At 35.0% G+C, this 22,695-nt stretch carries 21 protein-coding genes; 8 read left to right on the forward strand and 13 right to left on the reverse strand.

Features of this window, described 5'->3' with window-relative positions:
- On the forward strand, positions 1-898 hold an 898-nt coding region (locus tag IC221_RS22820; RefSeq protein ID WP_188171163.1), incomplete at its 5' end, for a sulfate adenylyltransferase subunit 1.
- 161 nt (positions 899-1,059) lie between these two features.
- Here the strand turns inward: IC221_RS22820 and nirD are convergent.
- Positions 1,060-1,434, reverse strand: a complete 375-nt coding sequence (gene nirD / locus IC221_RS22825) for a nitrite reductase small subunit NirD (RefSeq protein ID WP_044204817.1) — start codon at positions 1,432-1,434, stop codon at positions 1,060-1,062.
- Between the two features lie 81 nt (positions 1,435-1,515).
- Positions 1,516-4,005: a nitrite reductase large subunit NirB gene (gene nirB / locus IC221_RS22830; protein WP_188171164.1), complete on the reverse strand. Its 2,490-nt coding sequence runs from the start codon at positions 4,003-4,005 to the stop codon at positions 1,516-1,518.
- Positions 4,006-4,482: 477 nt separating this feature from the next.
- Between nirB and cobA the strand changes: the two genes are divergently transcribed.
- From cobA to IC221_RS22845, 3 genes are all read left to right on the forward strand, one after another.
- Positions 4,483-5,235: a uroporphyrinogen-III C-methyltransferase gene (gene cobA / locus IC221_RS22835; protein WP_188171165.1), complete on the forward strand. Its 753-nt coding sequence runs from the start codon at positions 4,483-4,485 to the stop codon at positions 5,233-5,235.
- Positions 5,236-5,426: 191 nt separating this feature from the next.
- Positions 5,427-5,834, forward strand: coding sequence for a DUF4345 domain-containing protein (locus IC221_RS22840; protein ID WP_188171166.1), 408 nt, complete (start codon positions 5,427-5,429; stop codon positions 5,832-5,834).
- A gap of 104 nt (positions 5,835-5,938) precedes the next feature.
- A complete protein-coding gene (locus IC221_RS22845; RefSeq protein WP_188171167.1) occupies positions 5,939-6,484 on the forward strand; it encodes a hypothetical protein in 546 nt (181 codons plus the stop codon).
- A 39-nt stretch (positions 6,485-6,523) separates the two neighbouring features.
- Here the strand turns inward: IC221_RS22845 and IC221_RS22850 are convergent, their stop codons facing one another.
- The 3 genes from IC221_RS22850 to IC221_RS22860 are packed head-to-tail and all read right to left on the reverse strand — an operon-like array spanning position 6,524 to position 8,905.
- Complete coding sequence (locus IC221_RS22850; RefSeq protein WP_188171168.1) at positions 6,524-7,162, reverse strand: class I SAM-dependent methyltransferase; 639 nt, start codon at positions 7,160-7,162, stop codon at positions 6,524-6,526.
- Positions 7,162-7,986, reverse strand: coding sequence for a hypothetical protein (locus tag IC221_RS22855; protein WP_188171169.1), 825 nt, complete (start codon positions 7,984-7,986; stop codon positions 7,162-7,164). Before IC221_RS22855 ends, IC221_RS22850 begins: the two co-directional genes overlap by 1 nt.
- A gap of 16 nt (positions 7,987-8,002) precedes the next feature.
- Positions 8,003-8,905 (reverse strand): DUF4835 family protein, encoded by a 903-nt coding sequence (locus IC221_RS22860; protein ID WP_188171170.1) that lies wholly within the window; start codon positions 8,903-8,905, stop codon positions 8,003-8,005.
- A 162-nt stretch (positions 8,906-9,067) separates the two neighbouring features.
- Between IC221_RS22860 and IC221_RS22865 the strand changes: the two genes are divergently transcribed.
- The 3 genes from IC221_RS22865 (at position 9,068) to IC221_RS22875 (ending at position 10,836) form a co-directional block, all read left to right on the forward strand.
- Positions 9,068-9,625 carry a TetR/AcrR family transcriptional regulator gene (locus IC221_RS22865; protein ID WP_188171171.1) on the forward strand — a complete coding sequence of 186 codons (558 nt, stop codon included), beginning with the start codon at positions 9,068-9,070 and terminating at the stop codon, positions 9,623-9,625.
- 69 nt (positions 9,626-9,694) lie between these two features.
- Positions 9,695-10,570: a pyridoxamine 5'-phosphate oxidase family protein gene (locus IC221_RS22870; RefSeq protein ID WP_188171172.1), complete on the forward strand. Its 876-nt coding sequence runs from the start codon at positions 9,695-9,697 to the stop codon at positions 10,568-10,570.
- Between the two features lie 11 nt (positions 10,571-10,581).
- On the forward strand, positions 10,582-10,836 hold the full coding sequence (locus IC221_RS22875; protein WP_188171173.1) for a hypothetical protein: 255 nt from the start codon (positions 10,582-10,584) through the stop codon (positions 10,834-10,836).
- Between the two features lie 64 nt (positions 10,837-10,900).
- Here IC221_RS22875 and coaBC read toward each other — a convergent pair whose 3' ends face one another.
- The 3 genes from coaBC to IC221_RS22890 all read right to left on the reverse strand — a co-directional run bounded on the left by coaBC (position 10,901) and on the right by IC221_RS22890 (position 13,416).
- Positions 10,901-12,106 carry a bifunctional phosphopantothenoylcysteine decarboxylase/phosphopantothenate--cysteine ligase CoaBC gene (gene coaBC / locus IC221_RS22880; protein WP_188171174.1) on the reverse strand — a complete coding sequence of 402 codons (1,206 nt, stop codon included), beginning with the start codon at positions 12,104-12,106 and terminating at the stop codon, positions 10,901-10,903.
- A gap of 174 nt (positions 12,107-12,280) precedes the next feature.
- Positions 12,281-12,589, reverse strand: coding sequence for a DNA-directed RNA polymerase subunit omega (locus IC221_RS22885; RefSeq protein WP_044204845.1), 309 nt, complete (start codon positions 12,587-12,589; stop codon positions 12,281-12,283).
- A 596-nt stretch (positions 12,590-13,185) separates the two neighbouring features.
- Positions 13,186-13,416 (reverse strand): hypothetical protein, encoded by a 231-nt coding sequence (locus tag IC221_RS22890; RefSeq protein ID WP_044204846.1) that lies wholly within the window; start codon positions 13,414-13,416, stop codon positions 13,186-13,188.
- A gap of 186 nt (positions 13,417-13,602) precedes the next feature.
- Here IC221_RS22890 and IC221_RS22895 point away from each other — a divergent pair, with 186 nt between their 5' ends.
- On the forward strand, positions 13,603-15,003 hold the full coding sequence (locus tag IC221_RS22895; RefSeq protein WP_188171175.1) for a hypothetical protein: 1,401 nt from the start codon (positions 13,603-13,605) through the stop codon (positions 15,001-15,003).
- A 77-nt stretch (positions 15,004-15,080) separates the two neighbouring features.
- On the opposite strand, the gene IC221_RS22900 is transcribed toward IC221_RS22895, so the two are convergent.
- The 5 genes from IC221_RS22900 to dcuC are packed head-to-tail and all read right to left on the reverse strand — an operon-like array spanning position 15,081 to position 22,676.
- On the reverse strand, positions 15,081-17,081 hold the full coding sequence (locus tag IC221_RS22900; RefSeq protein ID WP_188171176.1) for a lamin tail domain-containing protein: 2,001 nt from the start codon (positions 17,079-17,081) through the stop codon (positions 15,081-15,083).
- Positions 17,082-17,093: 12 nt separating this feature from the next.
- Positions 17,094-18,395, reverse strand: coding sequence for a hypothetical protein (locus IC221_RS22905; protein ID WP_188171177.1), 1,302 nt, complete (start codon positions 18,393-18,395; stop codon positions 17,094-17,096).
- A gap of 10 nt (positions 18,396-18,405) precedes the next feature.
- The gene (locus IC221_RS22910; protein WP_188171178.1) at positions 18,406-19,959 is read right to left on the reverse strand and encodes a M14 family zinc carboxypeptidase; all 1,554 of its coding nucleotides are present in this window, start codon (positions 19,957-19,959) and stop codon (positions 18,406-18,408) included.
- A gap of 11 nt (positions 19,960-19,970) precedes the next feature.
- Positions 19,971-21,305, reverse strand: coding sequence for a porin (locus IC221_RS22915; RefSeq protein WP_188171179.1), 1,335 nt, complete (start codon positions 21,303-21,305; stop codon positions 19,971-19,973).
- Positions 21,306-22,676, reverse strand: coding sequence for a C4-dicarboxylate transporter DcuC (gene dcuC / locus IC221_RS22920; RefSeq protein WP_188171180.1), 1,371 nt, complete (start codon positions 22,674-22,676; stop codon positions 21,306-21,308).
- Positions 22,677-22,695 lie beyond the last annotated feature (19 nt).

Below are 22,695 nucleotides of genomic sequence, written 5' to 3' on the forward strand. Positions count from 1 at the left end.
AGTGGATGCTCGTAATGGTGTGATTGAGCAGACAAGACGTCACACTTACATTGCTTCTTTATTGAAGATCAAGCACATCATTGTTGCTGTAAACAAGATGGACTTGGTGGATTACTCTGAAGAGCAATTCAATAAAATCAAGAAAGATTTCTTAGAAATGTCTTCAAAGATTGGAATTGAGGATATCCGTTTTATTCCAATTTCAGCATTGAAAGGAGATAACGTTGTGGATGATTCTGAGAGAACGCCTTGGTATACAGGTGGTGCTTTACTAAGCAACCTTGAATCAGTGGAAATCAGCAATGATCACGATTTAGAGAACGGTCGTTTCCCAATCCAAAGAGTCATTGAAGCGGAAGATTTCAAAGGATTTGGCGGTAGAGTTGATGGTGGTATCATCAAAGTTGGAGATGAAGTAGTCGCTTTACCTTCAGGTGAGACTACAACAATCAAGTCGATTGAAACAATGGATGGTAAGATTGAAGAAGCTTTCCCTCCAATGTCAGTAGTAGTCACTCTTAATGAGGATTTAGACCTTTCAAGAGGTGAACTTTTAGCGAAGGCTGACAATCAACCTAAAAGCGTTACTGAATTTACAGCTACTTTATGCTGGATGAACAAAAATGCATTAGTACCAAACAATAAATACATTTTAAGACATACTTCAAACGAAGTGAGTGCAGAGGTTGCTTCTATTGATGATAAACTAGACATCAATACAATGGAAAGCTTAAATGATGTAGAAGATCTTAAGATGAACGAAATTGGTAAGGTAACAATCAAAACTTCAGAACAAGTGATGATTGATGCTTATACTAAGAACAGGGCTACAGGAAGTTTGATTCTGATTGATGAAGAATCAAATGAAACGGTAGCTGCAGGGATGATCACTGCATAAGGAAATAAAAAAGCGGAACCTCAAAAATTGAAGTTCCGCTTTATTTTTACTATCTGATCGCTCTTTCTTTTGATAGAAAAGAGTTTGGAATTTTAATCAAATAACTGACTAAGAGAGAAAACACCCCCATATGGAAGTGTTTTCAATTATTTACTTTTCACCTATTTTTCCTCTACAAGACCTACGAATACGGTATCATCTTCTATCTTTATCGGAAATGTAGTGATAGAATCCTCGCATCCGTTCAGGTTTTCACCTGTCTCCAGAGAAAAAGTCTTTTTGTGATAAGGGCATGCCACTTTAGGTGTCTGTTCCTCACCTTGTGTACCAATGATTCCTCTAGCAAGAATCATTTGTTTTTTATGAGGACATAAATTTTGTGTAGCGAACCATTTATTAATGGTAGTGAAGTTAAAAACGGCTATTTGTTGATCTTTATAAAGTATAGATGAACCACCGTCTTCTGGAAAGTCACTTACATGTCCTGCTTTGACCCATGTAGTAACTTGATCTAATGTATTATGTTCGAATGTCATAGTATTCTATTTTTAAGGAATGGGAAATAGAAGTGCAGTATTTCAAAGAATAATGCACTTCTTTTGTTTTGTCAACTTACTTTACCAAGCAACTGGGAAACGTTGACCTCTTTCTCTCTTGAATTTTTGCGTTGGATCATGAGAATCATCGTTGCTGAAGTGAGTAAATCTCTTTCTCATCTCAGGATCATTGATTGCTGCTTTCCACTCACAAGTGTAATGAGCAATTAAGATCTTCATGTCATTTTCCAATTGTTCGCCAATTCCAAGAGAGTCTTCACAGATTACTTGTTTTAAGTAATCAATACCACCCTCTAATTTCTCTTGCCATGGAGCAGTTCTTTGTAATGGCTCAGCAGTTTTGATATAGAACATTAAGTATCTATCTAAGTACTTAATTACAGTTTCCTTATCAATGTCACCTGCTAATAGAACAGCGTGCTTAGGATTTGCACCACCGTTACCACCAACGTACAAGTTCCATCCTTTCTCCGTAGCGATGATACCAAAATCTTTACCTCTAGCTTCAGCACATTCACGGATACAACCAGAAACACCACCTTTCAATTTGTGAGGCGATCTTAAACCTTTGTATCTGTTTTCCACTTCAATAGCAAAACCTACTGAATCGTGAAGACCGAATCTACACCAAGTACTACCTACACAACTCTTTACAGTACGAAGTGATTTACCATAAGCATGGCCACTTTCGAAACCAGCGTCTACTAATCTTTCCCAGATTAATGGAAGGTCATTTAGGCGAGCACCGAATAAGTCAATTCTTTGACCACCAGTGATTTTAGTATATAAATCAAACTCTTTTGCAACTTCACCAATAACAATCAGTTTGTCTGGAGTGATCTCACCACCTGGAATACGAGGTACTACAGAGTAAGAACCACCTTTTTGGATATTTGCTAAGAATCTGTCGTTTGTATCTTGAATTGTTGACTCTTTTAAGATCAAGTCATTCCAAATACTTGCTAGAAGTGAACCAACTAAAGGCTTACAAGTTTCGCAACCTCCGCCGCTACCATACTTCTCTAATAGCTCAGTATAAGATTTGATTTCATTTACTTTGATCAAATCAAACATCTCTTGACGAGTGTAAGGGAAATGTTCACAAATTTCTTTACGAACTACAGTACCCATTGATGCAAGTGTATCTTCAAGGATATTGTTAACCATTGGTAAACAACCACCACAGCCAGTACCTGCTTTCGTAGCAGCTTTGATGCCGTTGATGTCTGTTACACCATCGTCTTTGATACTACAGCAGATGTCGCCTTTTGATACGTTTTCACAAGAACAAACCTGAGCTGTATCAGGAAGAGCATCAACACCCATTCCAGCGCCACCTTCTTCACCTGAAGATTTGATGATTAAATCTTGTGGATGTGGAGGTAAAGCCATTTCATTGATAAACATCTGGTGAAGCATGTTGTAATCATCAGCATCACCGATTAGAATACCACCTAATAGCTTTTTACCTTCTAAATCAACATTGATTCGCTTGTAGATACCGTTTTTCTTATCATTGATTGAGATTGGATAATGTGGGATATTATCACAGAACGGATCACCAAAGCTCGCTACATCTACACCAATTAATTTTAATTTGGTAGACATATCACATCCAGTAAATGTATATTCTTTATTATCATTGGCTATTTGCTCAGCTACAACCTCTGCCATGTCGTAGCCAGGAGCAACTAACCCATATATCATATTTTCATAAGAAGCACACTCTCCAACTGCAAAAATCTTTTCATCTGAAGTTTGCATTAATGAGTTCACTACGAAACCGCCTCTTTCGGCAACTTCCAAACCTGCTTCTTTTCCTAATTCATCTCTTGGTCTGATACCTGCTGAGATAATTAGCATATCAACATCTAAAGAAGTACCATCAGAGAATGCCATTCCCGTCATTTCTTCTTCTCCTTCAATATTACTAGTCGCTTTTCCTAATAAAATGTCGATACCAAGATCTTCCATTTTATTTTTTAGCAAAAGACCACCTTCTTCATCAATTTGTCTTGGCATTAAACGAGGAGCAAATTCTACTACTGAAGTTTTTAAGTTCATGTCAATAGCTGCTTTCGCTGCTTCCAAACCTAAAAGACCTCCACCAAGAACTGCTGCAGATGATGCTTTTTTACCATAAGCCATCATCATTTCTAAATCCTCAATAGTTCTATAAACAAAAACGCCTTTTTTCTCCACTCCTTTGATAGGAGGGACAAATGCTGAACTACCAGTTGCTAATACTAAGTAATCATATTCGTACTTTGCATTAGTGTGCGTAGTCACATATTGTTCTTCTCTATTGATTTGAGATACTTTTTCGCTAGTGATGAGATTGATACCATTTCCGTTGTACCAATCTTTAGGTGCCATAGTAAGTTTGTCTGCATTTTCGTCCTCGAAATAAGCACTTAAATGTACTCTGTCGTATGCCGGACGAGGTTCTTCGCCTATGACAGTAATGGATGCGGATGAATTTTTCTCAACAAGCTTTTCACATAGCTTATAACTAACCATACCGTTTCCTACAATAACTATTCTTGCCATAATTGATTCTGTTTAATATTGATTTTAAGTAAAACTACGTATAAATACTGAAAAATCAATATTACTTACTTAAAAAATTAATTTTAGGGTAAAAAAAGTCATTGTTTAGATTAATTCTAAGTATTTTCAAAGGGTTAGTACGTATTTTTGGTCTAGCGTTTAACTTGATTTTAGAGTTGAAATTTCCTTTTCCATTAATAAGGTATAAACTCTAAGTAAAATTACGATAAACAATACTGTTGAGTGATATCACGATTTTGCCCTTATTTAGAGAAATATAATTTTATTGTTTAATAAATGTGTCTGGTCATTGTTATATTTTAAGTTATTATTTAAATATACAATTATATAAGAGTCTTACTTTTTACCTAAAAATGAGTATAAGTTAGGTGGGTTACTTAAAAATTACGTAAAAATGTTGTAAAAATAAGTATATATACGTAGTTTTGTTAAACAATTCACCTAAACACTAGAATTATGACACCATCTTTTTACTTAATCGGAGCAGGTCCTGGAGACGTAGAACTACTTACTTTAAAAGCAGTACGTATTTTAAAAGAAAGTAAAGTAGTATTGTATGATGCATTGGTATCGGAAGATATCTTAGCACTTATTCCTGATCACGTAGATAAGGTTTACGTTGGGAAAAGGGCTGGTGCACATCACCTTAAGCAGGAAGAAACAAATGAACTGATTGTTGAGAAAGCATTTGAATATGGTTCTGTAACAAGACTTAAAGGTGGCGATTCTTTTGTGTTTGGTAGAGGTCAAGAAGAAATCGAACATGCACAACAATTTGGAATTGAATGTGAAGTAGTGCCTGGTATTTCTTCTTCATTGGCTGCACCTACATTAGCAGGTATTCCTGTTACGAAAAGAGGGATTAATGAAAGCTTTTGGGTGGTAACAGCTACAACTTGTTCAGGTGGACTTTCAAAGGACCTAACGCATGCGGCATCTTCTTCAGCCACTATCGTAATTTTGATGGGAGTAGGAAAATTGGAATTGATTTCTCAATTGTTTTCTATGTACCGCAAAGAAGATGAACCTATCGCTTTGGTACAAGATGCGTCATTGCCTACACAAAAAATTGTGACAGGTACTCTAGGTGATATTGTAGAGAAAGCGAATGAAAAAGGAGTGAGACCTCCAGCGGTTATCGTAATTGGTGAGGTAGTGAAGTTGGCAGAAAAACAATCATTAGTTTCAATGGTAAAGAACTCTATATAACTCTATTTAATAATGTGTTTAAAATAATATTCTATTTCTCTGGCAAAAAGAACTAGAACAGAAAAAGCTCCAATATTTGGGGCTTTTTTTATTTTAAGTTGAATGTTAAACAATGTTCACGATGATTCGTTTTATTTCATTGATTTGGAAATTACATTTGCATAAATGTTTAATAACCAACAAAAACTATTATGAACCTAAAACAGATTTATTTAGCGTTTTTTTCAATCACATTGTCAATCATTGCTTTAATGTATGGAGTACAGCCTAATTGGTTTGCTGTAATGTTCTTAGAAAATGCGAGTATCACAACGAATGCATCTCATGTCCTGAGAGCAGTAAGTGGTTTATACTTATCCTTATTGACCTTCTTTGTGTATGGAATTGTTAATCCAAAATATACGGATACTGCAATTGTCATCACCGCGATCTTTTGTCTAGGATTAGCAATGGGTAGGACGGTAAGCATTCTCTTTGATGGTTTACCTTCCCCAATATTACTCGTTTATGTGGGGATGGAATATGCAATTGTACCGATAGCTTATTTTTTATTGAAGAAAGATAAGTTACATCAAAAATTGAAGTTTGAAAATATATAATTCATTAAATTAATAAGGTTGAAAGGAAAATAGAGGTTTTACTTTCAACCTTTTTTTGTGTTTTGTAATTTTAGATTATCAAAAAATAACTAACCGACTATTACATGAAAAAGCATATTTTCATTTTTACTTTTCTACTCTTGATTTTAAACGCTTGTAATGATCCTGATGTGGATCCAAGTGCTTTTCAAGAGATTTTTTTGAGACAGGAAAATATAAATATTGATCTTCCTGATGTCACGAACGAAACAATTGATGTGCAAGTATTACTAAATGCCAGACCTAACGCAGAGCGACTAATTTTAATATTGAAAGGTAAAGGTGAAGTAAACGGTACAATACAAGATTTGATGGTGGAAGTGAATGCTCAGATTTCTAACTTATTTTTAAATCCAGATTTTTCTTATTCATTCATTATTGAAGAGTCAACACCGATTATCACGTTGGTGAATTGTGATAGCAACAACCCTTTTTCTGATATTGAAGAATTGACTTCTATTATTGAAAGTGTGGATACTTTTAAATGGGATCAGGAAAATCAGCAATATTACATGGATTTAAGTGATTTGAATGAAGTTCTACCAGCTCTTCAATTACCTTCTCAAACAATATATCAATCAAAAGGTATATTAGAAAGGGGGTGTAATTAAGTGTGTTTTAAGTAGATGCTTAATTATACTTTAGGTATTCTATATTTTTCGTTTTTTAAAAATACTACTAAACATCATGTGCATGTAAGCGTATTTTTTGCTTTCTGCTTGAAAAAAGCGACTCTCATGAATTAGTGTATGGTAATTGAAAAGTGTTGTATTTTGAAGGTTTACAGTAACTTTAAAAAACGAAACCATACTAAAATGAATTAACTTGTGTAGAGATCTTAAAGGGAAGCGTTCATGAATTCTGAAATCAGTAACAATCCACTTTCCATTATCATTAAGCAGTGAATAAATAAATGGAATAAAATTTTGAAACTGCTTTTCATTCAACAAGTCCACAAAAAAATTGGTAATGATCAGATCAAACCGACCATAGTCTTTGGCATTTTCAAAAGACGTATTGATAAATTTTACAGGAGTTTTAGTTTTGATTTTCTTGGCTAAAGCAGTCATTTTAGGTGATTTTTCGATGTAAATAACCTCTGAAGCAATACCTAATTCATCAATTTTTTTTAGAATTTTTCCAGATCCTCCACCAATGATCAATACTCTACTTTTCTTTTTTATTTTTGGAAGGTGTTTTAACTGAATTTCTTGAATTGCTTTGCCAAAAACAATGGCCGCAATAAAGTCATAAAACTTTGCTATATAGTCGAATTGATCTTTGTTCATTATAAAACCCATAACACCGGATAAAGGAAGACAAAGTCTCCTAAAATCCTAAAATAATCATCTTTTGAGAAGAAATCTGACTTAATATAAATTATAAATAGGGATAAACCCATTAAAAAGAAGATTATTTGTGGAATAATATAGTCTAATCGCAGCCAAATAAAACTAATCAGAAACAATAATAGGAAAAGTGCAAATAGTATTTTTAACCTGAGATTGATTCCATCATAACCCAATTTTAATGCTCCCGACATCATTTTATCCTTTTTGTCTGACTCGAAATCAAATAGAGAAAACTCTAATAAATTAATGGTAGCTAAAATAAAGATACTTACACTAAAAAAGTGAAGTGCAGGATGATAGGTATCACTCAAACTGTACACCGGCAATGCTACTCCAAGTGTGTAAATTAAAGCTACGGTAGTTTCTTTAAAGGTAGAAAAAGGAACAAATTTTAGATTAATGATCAAAAGGTAGGCACCTACAATGATCATCAAAACTATTCCATGATAGAAAACGGTGAGAGGGAGATAAGTTACAGTAATAATAAAACCCACAAAAGCCAATATGGAACAAGCTGTAGATAATGCTTTTTTATATTTCTGATGAAAAGCATGTCTAAAGGTATGTGCAGTATGTTGGATAGAGAAAGCATCCATCAAGTGATCTAATGTGTAAATCACCCAAACGGCAATTCCAAGGGAAAAATATATGGGAGTTGGGATTTCAGTATTATTGATCTTACCTAAAAACATAGAGCATACTATAGCTCCAAGTGCTACATCTATGCTCAAGGCTTGTATATAGTGATAAAGTTGCTTCAACGAAGAAAGGTTAAAGTTATGGGGTTAATAATTTTTTATATTGACTCGAACGAGTAGGATCTAATTCCAATAATATTCGCCCTACTTGATCAGCCATCTCTGTAGGCGCTTTTGCAAAAAGGTTGGCGATTTCAACTCCTTTTGCTGCAAAGAAAACATCCATAGTTACTGAAATTGGAATGTTTTTTCGAACAATCTTAAGGTTATTCAATCCCTCTAAAATATTGGTTCTTGCCTCTTCAGGGTTTTCTTCAAAAATATCCAATCCCTGACGGTGATAAGTGTATAAGAACTCTCTAAACTTTTCAAATTGAGGATCCATAAAATCTCTTGCCAAGTAATAGCGGTCTCTTTTGTCTCCAAAAGCACTCCATCCAGCTCTTCCGTTTTGTTCAGAATAATTGGCAATTTCTAGTGCTTTCTCAAAATAGGCAGAGCCACCTTTTGGGGAAAATGTATCATAGTCAATTCCTAAAACAATATACGCATAGTAGCTCATTAATGCCACAATTTCAGTGCTATAGATGCCTTGAGAGTAAACCATTCTATCTGAAGCATTGTAATTGAATTGCCATTTTGTATCTAGAAAATTTAAAGTTGTAGTTTCAAAAGATGCTCCGTAAACTGGACGAATACTTTGTATCTGTACATCCGCCGTATAATTTTGTGCAGCAATGTCAGTATTAGAACTTAATGTTACTAGGATATTCATTTTGATTTTTTCAGCATCTTCAAACTGATCGTCAGTCCATTCTTGACCATTAATAAACTGTTGCATATTATTTTGTAGGTCATCAAATAGTTGTGTCTCATTGGTTTGCACTCTTTCTCCATTTACTGCAATGGTAGCATTAAGTTCTTGTGCATAACTTTTCGAAATGATAAGTAAACCAAAAAAGAATATAAGAAGTTGTTTCATAATGGACTGCTTTATAAGCAACAATAGCTTATTGAAAAAATACTATTCACGAATATACAATTCCTAAATTTTTCTTCAACATCTAAACTAAAATATCATAGAATTAGTTTTATAAATTTTATTTCTTAAATTTACCGAACGAACGGTAAAATACTATGTCATATGAGACCTCAAAAAATTAATGACGACGAATTGATCAAGAGTATATTTCAAAGTATTCGTTCTAAAGGGTATGATGGTGTGAGTATTCGAGACCTAGAGCAATGTTCTGGTTTGAAGAAAGCAAGCCTATATCATCGTTTTCCGAACGGAAAAATTGAAATGACTCAAAAGGTCATAACCTATGTAAGAACATGGTTGGATCAAAATGTACTTTCTGTACTGAAAGATCAAAATAGGGCAGTAGAGGAGAGATTGGCGAAAACGTTAGAAAGTATTCGACTCTTTTATAATAATGGTGAGTATACTTGCTTGTTTAAAGCCCTTTCTTTGGAAAATAGCTATTCCATATTTGAGAAAGAACTTGAACAAGGGATGAATCACTGGTTAACTGCTTGGGAAATTTTTGGAAAGGATAAAGGATTTTCTCCTGACGTTTCAAAAGAAAAGGCTTTGCAGGTCATGATAAAGATACAAGGTGCCTTAACGGTGGCTAAAGTGATGAAGAAGAATGAAATTTTCATTCAAGCACTTAAAGAAATAGCACAATTATATGACTAATAATAGATTTAATGAGCTCTCCATGATATAAAACTTTAAATCATTTTATAAACCCTAAACTTTTCAATTATGGAACTATTTCACGAAAAAGAACGCTATTTACAGGAATTATTAGAGTCGAATATTAATTATGATTTGGCTCATAAATGGATTTCTGATCAAATTGATGAACGAGCTTCCCGTTTTATTCGAAGCTTGAATTATGCCTTTTTAAGTTACCAAGATCAGGAAGGTTATCCTCAAATAATACCTTTGATAGGGGAGGGAATTGTTCGAAACCCTTCACCGACGACTCTTATTCTAAATTTAGAACAGCACCCTTACTTGTTGGAGATTTTTAAGATTGACTTTACCACAATTGAGAAGGTGGGTTTATTGTTTATAGATTTATTATCTCGTAGACGGTTTAGGGTGAATGGAATAGTGAAGTATCATGCTTCACAAATTGAAATACAAATTGTACAAGCATATACAAATTGCCCAAAATATATACAATCAAGAACCCTTGAGTTTAATTATACTCCTCAAAACAATAAGATTCAAAAAGGAACAAATTTGACAAAAGAACAAGTTTCCATGATCCAAAATGCCGACACATTCTTTTTAGGAACGAGCAATGCTGATTACGACATGGACGCATCTCATAGAGGAGGTAATAAGGGTTTTGTAAAGGTAGATAACAACGTATTAGAGGTGCCGGATTATCAAGGAAATGGCCTATATAATTCTCTTGGAAATATGCTTGACTATCCTAAAGTGGGGTTAATGTTCTTGGATTTTGAAAATTCTCAGTTGTTGCAAATATCAGGTACAGTGACTGTAATTTTTAATCAGCAGAAAGATAAAATTACAGCATGGAAGTTAGCAGTAGAGCAGTGGACACAATATGATCACGTATTTGAGCTTCAGTCAATATTTTTTGATGCTTCAATTTATAACCTTTAAATAAAATCGATATGCTACTATTAAAAATTAACCCAACAAGAAAAGAGGATCTTTTGATCAAACAAAAACTAGACGAAATGTTTCTGGCTAAGAAGGTAGAAATTATAGACACATTAGAAGTACCGATCATTTTACAAGGTAAAGAAGAGTACAAAGGCAAAGAACGAATTCAACAGTTTTTTGAAGAACTCAAAGTACTTTATAATGGTTGGTATGAAGATCGTTGTGATAAATATGAGAAAGAAGATGGAACTCCAATGTTTTGATTACATCTTGGTTTCTCGAAAAAAACAGGATAGATATGTGTTTCTACCCTGTTTTTTTATGGAATTAGAATCTTTCAATGATATTTTGAACCACGGTTGTTGCTACCTCTTTTTTGGTCATTAAAGGTAAATCCGTAACACCTTCTTTGGCAACTAAAGATACCTTATTTGTATCATGACCAAAGCCAGCGCCTTTATCATTTAGGCTGTTTAATACAACAAAATCGACATTTTTTCTAATCAATTTTGCTTTTGCATTATCCAGTTCATTATCTGTTTCAAGGGCAAAACCAACGGTAACTTGTCCTTCTTTTTTCTTTTCACCCATTGTTTTAGCAATGTCGAAAGTCCTTTTCATATCAATTTGAAGGTTTCCTTCTTCTTTCTTGATTTTAGAATTAGAGACTTCTGCTGGTGTGTAATCTGCAACTGCGGCGGTGAAAATACTAATATCAGCGTTTTCAAAACGTTCTTCTACCGCTTCATACATTTCTTGAGCAGAAAGGACATTGACTACTTTTACGGCAGTGGGTGCAGGAAGTAAAACAGGACCTGAAACAATAGTGACATCAGCACCTTGATTTCTAAGTTCCTCTGCAATAGCGTAACCCATTTTCCCGGTTGATCCGTTGGTAATATATCTTACAGGGTCAATTCTTTCTCTTGTAGGTCCAGCAGTTACAATTGCTTTTTTACCATACAAAGGCAAATCTTCTTTAGGTTGGAAAAAATCTTGGACAGCATCAATAATGTGTTCTGGTTCGGCCATTCTACCTTTACCAACTAGTCCACTTGCCAACTCGCCTTCTTCTGCATCTACGATAATGTGACCGTAAGAAGTAAGTGTATTGATATTTCTTGTAGTTGAGGGGTGGATAAACATATCCAAATCCATTGCAGGAGCGATCATCACGGGGCAACGAGCAGAAAGGTAAGTAGCCATCAATAGATTGTCGCACATACCGTTGGCCATTTTTGCCATTGTATTAGCAGTGGCAGGAGCAATTATCATTAAGTCAGCCCATAAGCCAAGTTTTACATGACTGTTCCACTCTCCAGTTTCTTCATTTGCATAATGGGTCAATACGGGGTTTTCTGATAGTGTAGATAATGTAACAGGAGTGATGAATTGTTTTGCTGCTTCGGTCATGATTATTTGAACTTCCGCTTTTTGTTTTTTCAATAAGCGAGTCAATAATGCAATTTTATAAGCTGCAATTCCCCCTGTAACACCGATTAATATTTTTTTTCCTTTAAGAATGCTATCCATTTGTTATGTTGATTCAGTTATTTTTTTGAGCGATTATAGCTGTACTTTCCCAAAAATAGGTTTTAGGTTTTCCTTCGATACTGCTCTAAGCAGTAAAAATAAAAAAAAAGAACTTCCAATTCTACTTAAATGTAAACTTGGAAGTTCTTATATCTAATAATAGTGTCCGATCAATTAGTATGATCTGTCTTCTACATTAGTAAAAAAGATCTTATCCTCAATCAACTCCTCAACAGCAAGAGTCGTTGCTTTAGGCATACGCTCGTAGAAACGAGAAATTTCAATTTGCTCACGGTTTTCTTGAACTTCTTCAAGGTTATCAACAGTGGTAGCAAACTCTGACAATTTTGCTTGTAACTCATCTTTTAAACGAGATGAGATTTGTCTTGAACGTTTTCCCGCAATAACAATTGACTTATAGATGTTATCTGTCTCTTTCGTCAAATCCGTTAAATCACGAGTTATAAGTGATGCTTTAGGCATTGATATATATTATTTATAATCGAATACTACTTACAAGTTCGCTAAATTATTGTTTTTTTGTGATAATCCCAAAAAATGGTTTTGAATCTATAAAAAATAAAACTTAATATAAGTTGAAGTAATTTTTTTGAAATCACAATATCAGAGATTTAGCGTACTTCAATGCTTTTATAGCCTACTTCTTAGCCACTACAAAAAGTGATAAAGTGACGTAGTTCTTGGGAATTCGAAAATGTTGATGATAGATTGTTATAAGTGCTCTTGATATAGAGACCACCAACTAAACAATTTATATCTCTCAACTCCCACATTAATTTTATTAGTGTGGGTTTTATTTATGGTAAAATAAACCTTAACTTCTAATCGATCTTTCTACCAGCTTTTATAGGGTTTATAATGATCTTCTAAAGTGCAGTGCTGTAGGGGCGTTGCATTGCAACGACCTCACGAACCATAATACATCGCTATTTACTATTTATAATTTGTGGTAGTTTACGAAAACTTAGTTTGCAAATTATTTGCATTAAGCAAAAAAATAAAGCCACCTTTTCTAGAAAAAAGTGGCTTCATCAAAAGATCGATAGTTAAACTATGACCTAGTTAGGAAATAACTGATTGCGAATGTCGTTGATTCTTAGACGTAATTCAGTGTCAGCGTCAGCGTATTCATTTTTCAGTTGATTTGGTTCAGCATCTCTGCTAGGACCATAAATTCTTTTGCTGTTTAAATTTACACCTGGGTTAGGAGCGTGATTGTGCTGTCCAAAGCACGAAGTCAAGGTTGCTAGAATTGCAATTACGCTGCTATAAATAAAAAACTTTTTCATAAACTTCTCTATAGTGTTTGTTTGACTTAATGCGCATAGTCATCGCAAAATTAACCTTTCAAAGTAGAAACACAAGAAAATCTTTAAGGATTCCTTAAATAAAAGACAAGACAATGCAAACTTTTTAGTAGATTTGATTAACAGACGTTATATTTCGTCTTATAATATTCTTCGACCTCTTTATTTATGAATAAAAAACCGAATTTATCCGCAATTGAAATTTATGCTGAGAAGGTAGCTGATGCAATATGCGATGACTTTTTCTCAGAGAACGACTATATTACAGGTATCCAAATTACTAAGTTAAGCTCTATACAGAGTATTAATCTATTCATATTAAAAAGAATTTTTGAGAATTGGCAGAAAGAGGCCGTAAGGATTCAAAGTCCTTATTTTGATTATTCTGCTGAAAGCGTTAGGTCATCTTTAGAACAATTGATGAATGCTCTTTCAAAAAATATTCATATCTCAAGACTTCATTTCTTACCATTATTACAAAAAGCAATTAGAGATGTCTTAATTCTGACTTTTGCCCCTGAGATCTTTTACGAAGAATTTTTTGGGTTACAAGGTATTAAAATACCAATGAAGAATTATTTGGTTCCAATGTTTGCCTACATTAAAATTCATCCAAAATTAGCGGCAGAAATATTAACTGCTCTTGAAGATGAGGCTGGGGTCAATATCAAAAGAAATGAGGCCATTAATATTACCAATAACATTATAAATCATCATCAAGAATTACAAGATGATCCAAAGGAAATAATAGCACTTTTTAATGAGATAGTACCTGTTGGTATTTTTGAACTTCATCCTAATTACCTTGATGAACCACCTGTAGCGGAAGAGTCGTCTTTTGAACCAAAAGATGTAGCAGATATTGATATTGAAAAATTATCAAGTGATATCGTAGGTTTTGATGTAGAAGAAGAAACTGAAGAAGTCGCAGCACCGACTTCTGAGCCTGTTGAAGAAGAAGTAACCCCGGAATTAAAAACAGAAGAGGAACCGAAAGAAGAAGTAGAAGATAATTTTGGTTTTGAGACGATTGTAATTGAGGAGCCAACTTTTGATGACCCTGTTGTAGAAGATAATATAGATGATGTAGTTGAGAGCTCTTTAGAGAGTTTTAACTTAGATGAAATCAATAAAGAAGAACCGCAAGAGGAATCAGTGGTAGAAACTGAAGAAGAGCCTATTGCAGTGGTAGAAGAAGAAATAGTAGAGGAACCAAAAGAAGAAGAGGTTACTGTAGAAGAAATTGAGCCTACTACATTACAGGATTCTTTAAAATCTGATGCAGAGGAACAAGAGGGGGTAACTTTGTTGGATAAATTACAAGGAAATACATCGTCTTCTGAAAGTATAAGAAGTCAAATGAGTATCAATCAGAAATTCCTATTCCAAAAGGAATTATTCGGAGGAGATGCTGAAGTAATGGAAGATGCAATCAAGCTAATTGACGGAAGTAAAGATTATACAGAGGCGATCAGTTTTATAAAAACACATTACGCTCAACAGTATGATTGGGATTTTACCTCAGAAGCTGTAATGAATTTTATCTCTTTAGTTGATATGAAATTCTAAAAAAAATATTCATTTAATAAATAGGCGACCATGAAAATGGTCGCCTATTTTTTTACTTTTAGAAGTTGAACAACTGTTTATTCTGATGGTACAGAGTCATCTGTCGGTGACCCAGCATTTCCATAATCTTCTTTTACGTTTGAAACGATCCATTCGGAATCCGTAGCATTAGTTCCTCTTGAATCATCCCAATCTGTATTACCATGAGTTGTGCCTTGTTTTCTCCAAAGAACAAAATCTACAGTGGCGTGAGTCACCCCGGCTACATCCCATGCAGTATCAGGCCTGTCATCTTCACCAATATAATCAATTGGAGTACCGTTTTTAGAAAGACGAATTGCATCGTCACCATTAGCGGTTAAGTCAGTCCACTCATAATCAATGGTGATTTTACTTGGGTCAACACCTGAACGACCAATCACATATACTTCACCATCTGCAAGCGTGCCAGATAGTGCTTCTTCATCTGTCCAAGGATCGTTATTTGAACGATATGCAATTGAATAATCGGATAAGTCAATTGATGCTCCTGTGTTGTTATGAACTTCAAAATATGTATTTCTAAATCCGTCTACGGCGTTAGAAGAACAAGCATACTCTGAAATAAACAAATCTGGATCTTGAGGAGTTGGTCCTCCTCCGCCTTCATCCACAACATTTCTACCTTGAGATTCAGTACTTAGTGTAGACCAAATATGGGTTGGAATTGTAAATGTTGCTTCCGTTCCTGCTGGATTACTCTGAAGATCTAAATCAACTAATACTGATCCATCTCCAGTATCCCACCAAGTAATATCACCATCTTCTAATTGATTTCTATACAAATAAATGTCTTCCAACTTACTGTTGTTGGATAGATCGATGGTTTGAATACCACCACCATCAGTCCATGCACTACCGGAGTTGGTATGACGAACTCTTAAGACTTTTAACTCCGTATTGGCTGACAAATCAAGATTGTCAATTTTGCCTTGTTCAGCAATGAAATATTGTAAACCAGTAAGAGGGCTTAGATTAATAGTCGCTAAGCCTGTTTTATTCATAGATAATGAATCAAGACCAGAGGGGAATGTTATAGTAGTCACAGTACTAAAGCCTGAAGCTTGATCTAAATTTAGAGCGATAAGGTTTACAGAAGTGCTTAAGTCCAAAGTCTCAATTACATTATCTGCTAAGTTCAATCTTTCTAAAGCAGTGAAATACGACAACTCTTCAACATTAGCAATACCTTTATCAGAGATATCAAGAGATGTAACGCCTTCGACGTCTTTTGGTATTAAATAGTATTCTCCAGTTGAAAGAGGTCCTTCAGCATGTCCTAGTTCCTTTAAGGCCTCACCAAAATTGTTGTCTTGTATCAAAACTCCATCATCAGGTAATTCTCCACCTGCTTGTTGTCTAACAACGCCGTTTCGTACTGTAAGTTGATCATAAATTACAGAGTCTATTGTGATAGGGTCTCCAGTGTTTTCAGAAACATCGATTTCTCTTAAGTTGATATTCTTAGAGACGTCAAGACTGGTTAAATCATGTTTTTCAAGCTCAAAAACAATCAGGTTTATATTATTGGTCAGATTAATAGACGAAACAAGGCCAGGTGCTCTTGACGAAGCACTGAATTCTATTTCTTCCAATAATTGAAGAGAATCTAAGTTTAGGGAATCTAGCCAGTTGTTATTAATGTAGATCCCTTTCATATTGGTACATTTCGAAAAATCTAGAGCAGTAAACTCATTGGAGGTGGCTCTAAAAGTTTCTAATCCGGTGAAGTAAATCAATTCTTCAAATTCGGTTAATTTTTCAGGAGAAAGAATATCTACATTCGATCCTGAACTATTTTTGGCAACATCCAGTTCTCTTACCCTCGCTACTTCATTAGGAATGATATAATATACAGTGTCGGTACCATCGATTTCTCTATGTCCATAATTCAAAGCGTATAAGTCAAATCCAAGAGTAGGATTATCAAATAAGTAAATTTTCTGACCTCCACCAGAATTAGAGTCTTCACCAACTTGACTTTTACAGCCAAATACAGCAATTATAATGAGGAGGGAAGTGATTAATTTATGTTTCATGTTGTTTGAATTTTAGAAAATAATTTGAGCGACCACTTGTACTTCATATCTGTCGTTGGATAAAGTAGACTGATCAGTAGGATGAGTACTGTCTTTTCCATCTATATATGATCCCATTGCTTGTATTTTTAATGCGTCTTCCTTGAAATACTTTCCAACTCCAAGGGTATACCAGCTTTCTTTTTTCAGTATACTTTGATCATAATCTTCATATTCAGGCATCAAGGACGTATACCTGAAATTGACTCCCCATTGATTACTAAAAAGGTAGTCAATTTGTGTATTAAAAGCTGTTCCCAATACATACCTTGAACTTACTTCTTCACCAGTAAAACGTATCACAGCCTGTTGTGATGAATAGATATCTTTGTTTGAATAGGCAAAGCTATTGACGAAGTCAGCAGAGAACGAGATACCTTTATATTTTAATAATAAATCGATATAAAACTTTCCATAATTAGGGAATTTTTCATTTCCATCTTCATCAAAAAGTTCAAACTCTCCATGACCATCTCCGGTTTGTTCAGAAGCTCCTACATTATAGCTAAAAGAGCCATTGATGGCGAGTTTCAATTTTTCTTCTCTATGAAAATCAACCACATGTTTATGGCCCTCTTTGCCAGTAAATGCACCCAAAGGGAGTATCTCCAATCGTCCACCATATTTTAATCCTCCTTTATCAACATCTATGGAATTGTCACCAAAAGAATTCATTCCGTCACCAGAAGTAATCGCAACAAGTGGGTTGATAATGACATCACCAAATTGAAATGAAGATTCATAGAAAATACCGAACTCTCTACCATTACTAGTGAAGCTATTGGAGAGGGCACTTCGATTGACCATTGATAATTGTGATTCGTTGAGTGAGTAGGCTCTGTCATTGGTGAAAGTAAGTTTCTGCCCAACAGAGAGTTTCATTTTCTTGTTAATATGAAAGGCTACAAAAGCTTCAAGTAAAGTGAATGAAATGACAAAATCTGCTTCAATAAAGAAACTTACCTTTTCCTTTACTGCAATTCCTTCAAAATTTGCTCTTGCCGCTCCAATAAAGAAGTAGTTATTGGCAGCAGTGTCTAAATCGAAGTTTTCATAACCATATGATGGCCTAACCATTCCACTAATTTTAAAGGAATAATCACCTTGATTCATATTCAAGTTAAGTCCCTTCCCTAATTCAAAATGAGAATTATTTGTGTTTTCGAGTAGATCAACATCATTCGTTTGATCATCATCAATATCTTGAGCAAATAATAAGGTTGGCAACAACCCTATCAACGCTAGGAAAACTATTTTTTGTTTTATTTTTTTCATTGTTGTCTCTCTATATTTTTTGCTTTATCATATATCTATAAACTGGGAGCTCACTTCCTTCTTTGAAATTTCCATCGATGACTCTAAAGGTGAAAAATGAATTGTCATTTTCGGGTTCCAAAGCGGGAGGTAACACATTGGCGTGTTCTTGTGTGAGGTATACAACATAGGAGCCTTCGGGAAATTCTTTTGAAATTTTGGAAGTCTTTGTCTTCAATTTTCTTAGGTATATATTTTCCCATTTTACGATTGAAACTGTATTTCTTTCCACCTCATAAGATTCTACTTGAAGGGTTTTAGGAGTACTTAACTTCTCTACTTTACATCCTAAAACCTCTAATTTTTGAATTGCTTTTTCTTCATTTGGAAGCAGTATATAGGCAAAAGGTCTTTCCCTAGTACTTTTAGCTTTCATCTGTAAACCATCAGTCATCACAACTTGAATGGTCTTCTTTTCTTCGGTCGCTAAATCAATACATGTATAATCAGTCTTAATGGTCCCTTTTTCTTGTTTAATCACAACACTTTCCTCAAGATCTGCCGTTAATTGATTCGCTTTCTTTATAGCTTCTCTAATTTTATCACCATTTTCGTAAGCCGTTTTGAGGTAAGACATGCCCGCTAAATAAGTGGTTTGGACTCTTCGTTTAAATGAAATTCTTTCAAGATTTACACCCCTAATTTCCATGAGAACAGATAGACAATTGTTCAGTGCAAAATTCGTAGAAGTAGATCTGGCACTTGATCCTCCTTGATTAAAATGAATATGTCCTTTCTGCATTTTGGTACTAGAGTAATCCGATACATTCCTACCATTTTTACGAAGTGTCTTCTTAGCGTTAGCTACCAATAAATCTTTAGTTGTACTGCGTATCACTGAATTGACATTTAGATTATTGGAGTACAAAAAGAAAGCATCGTAGTAAGTAGTAATTCCTTTTTCTCCGAAATAAGAAAAGTGAGCCCTATAGGGATTGTATTCATGGAAATCGATAGCGACTTGGGGAGAAAATGTAGAAAAAGCCGTTCGAATTGCATTCGTTTCAGGAGTGGACAATTTCATGAAATCTCTATTTAGGTCAATACCATTAGCAGATAAACGGTTTTGTACATTGTAGCCATCAGCGTTTGCCATAGGAAGTATTATAATATCAAGCCGGTCTAATAGATGAATGTAATTTTGATCATTAATTAAAGTATGCAATAGGTATAGAACCCCTTCAGTACTCGCAGGCTCATTACCATGCAATCCACCCTGCATCCAAACTTTAATCTTTTTTTGATCGGAAGGTTTGTTTATTCTGATTCGTATGATCTTTTTACCTTTTTGACTTTCCCCAATGTGATCAATTGTGATGTAATCAATACCCTTCGTCAAATCGTTTACATATTTGACCATTTCCTTGTACTTCGTAAAACCTTTCCATTTTGCTTTTTGGAAAGCAGGAGTTGGAATCTCAATATTGGGTTCAGGGAAGAACTTTTCTTCCATAGCTCTAGACTGTCCAAGAGTCTGGTAAACAGTCATGATGCTTATAATAATATATACTATTGTCTTTTTCATGTACTGTTGGATTAAAAGGAAACTTGAAACATTAACCTACCGAATAGTTCGGCGTTGGCATCCATCACTTCCCCATCACTTCTTTTTGAGCCGGGAAGAGCATCCACATAAGTCATGGATACTTGAACCTTTGCAGCGTCGTTCATAAGGTAGCGTGAAAAGGCTAGGGTAATATATTTTTCTCTATTGTAGAATTGTTCATTATTTAGAAAAGAATTAGTGTCCGGATCCAAGTATGTAAATCGGCCATCAATGGAATAACCTTGTTTGAAAAGATACCCTCCTTGAATATTATATCCTCTTCCGACCATCATTCTAGCAGAAACGTAATCTACGATTGTAGAATTGTTTAAACCGTCATCAGATCTTAGATTAGCCGAAGTGCCATTGTTTCTTACTCTATAAAATATTTCAGGTGAATACACTCTGGAATATGCCCACGTAAACTCCCCAAGTACTGTCCAGCCTTGATACTTAAACATAAAATCACTGACAAGCTTACCGTAATCGGGTAAAGTTTCAGTAACTCCATCACTTCCAAGGTAGATGATGTCTCCACTTTTTCGCCCTCTTCTACTACTCATTCCTACATTGTAACTATAAGCAGCTCCGAAAACGAGTTTTGGAGTAAGCTGTCTTGCGTGGTCGACTTCAGAATATTCTCCCATGCCTCTAAACAGACCAAATGGAAGAAAGTCAATTCTACCACCATATTTCAATCCACCTCGATTTCTGAATGCGTTTTGTCCATCACCAGCTGAAATCGCCACTCCTGGTTTTACATACCAGCTCCCGATTCGTTGTTTTCCTTCAACAAAAAGCCCAAAATCTCTTACTGCAGCAAATGCAGAAGTGACCCTAGAACGTTCTACAAATTGCATGGCATCGGAAGGAATTCTCATTTCTCTATTGTCAGTCATAGTTGAACGCTGACCGAAAGTGACTTTCCAATTTTTATGAGGTTTATAAGTTACAAACGCATCCAAGAGGGTACCTGAATAAAGATCTTCTCCATCAGAGTTGTTTGGAATAGCAAAATCTACGCGTATACGATAACTGAATTTTTCTTTTGCTGATTTTCCTTCTATATCAAATCTAGCTCTACGAATACGGAAACGTGATTCTACTTCATCCCAATTGTCAGTAGTTCTCATCTCCATCGTCGATTGAACGTAGCTTCGTATTTTCATAAAGTACCCTCCATTGGGGCCATGAAAGCGTATTCCTTTCCCTAATTCATAATCTTGAATATAAAATGGGGGGGAGGAGGATTGTTGAGCTTTTAAGCTAATGGCAAAAAAGGTGAACAATAATGTTCCTACTATAATTTTACATGTCTTTCTCATTTAGAAGACGGATTTAATAATGAACATTGAAACCAATCCTGACAGAAGAGGTATAAGGTTTCTTTTAGCGAGGTCGAAAGATGAAATTCCAGCAAGTTCTGAAGTGGCAATGATTACTCCTGCAATAGGAGATGTAGCTCTGCCCATACTAGAAGCAAGTTGCATTGATAAGATCATTCCTATTTTATTTCCACCTAATTGTGCGGCAATGTGTGGTACCAAAGGACCAAAAGAGAAGAAGGAGGCATTACCACTTCCCATTAGCATAGAAGCAAAAAAGATCATTGTGGTCATCAAAATTGATATGCCTTCAAAACCTAAACCGGCACCTTGTGATGCGTTGACAAGATGTTCTATAAAACCTAATGAAATTAGACCTTTTGAAAACATTTGAGCACAGACAATTAGTGTTACTACACTTGCGAATACTTTTCCCATGCCTTCCCAGAATATTTTCATTGAGCTCATCATATCTTTCAGATCTCTTTTTCTAATCAATTCCAACACCATTCCCACTATAGTACAGGTTAACATGGCGGTTGTAGTATCTAAAGTGATAGGAGGTTCAAAAAGGTCAAAAGTTGGGGAAAAGATCATCAATAGCATTAATGGCATGACAGGTAATACTGCATAATACAAAGGTGCATTTACGGTAAATTCACCAGCATCTTGTTCGTTTTCCTTGTCAAGGTATCCTTCTTTTTTATCGTAGTATTTGTTGACAAAAAAGTAGACAGTCATCAATACAATGGTTAGAGGAATAGTAAGTGGTAACTGATGATGAAGAAAGTAGTCCACTGCTTCAAGTTCCACCTGATGGGAAGCTTGGGCTGTATTGGCAGAGGCAGGTCCCATATCAAACACTGTACAAGCAGTGATTACTGATACTACTGATACTCTACTGATTCCAAGTTTGGTGAGAACAGGGAAAATAGATGCCATTAATAATAGTCCAAGCCCTGTAGCTGATGGGGTAGACATAAACAAGAACTGGCCTATTGGGATAACACAAGAAGCCGCAAAGTAAGGTGTCTTTTTAAGAAAAGTAATGGGTTTTGTACATACATATACTAAAGCATCACTAGCACCAATATGCCGCATATAAGCTACAAAACCACCTATGGTCATAATCATTAACCCTACCTTTGAGCCTTTGTCAGATAGAATTTCAGTGATCATAGCAAATAAATCAAAAGCACCTAAACCCGTACTTTTTTTCATATCTGGTAGATCATAGCCCATCATCAATGCAATTCCCATCATGGTCAAACCACTAAAAAGAAGTACAGCTTGTGGATTGTATTTGTTGGTTAAAAGATAAGCTACAATACCGATCATTATCAATGTAATGATCACGCTTAGAATAGTCATTTAATTCGTATTTGGGTGT

The organism is Flammeovirga sp. EKP202 (genome assembly GCF_014534745.1).
Lineage (GTDB): Bacteria > Bacteroidota > Bacteroidia > Cytophagales > Flammeovirgaceae > Flammeovirga.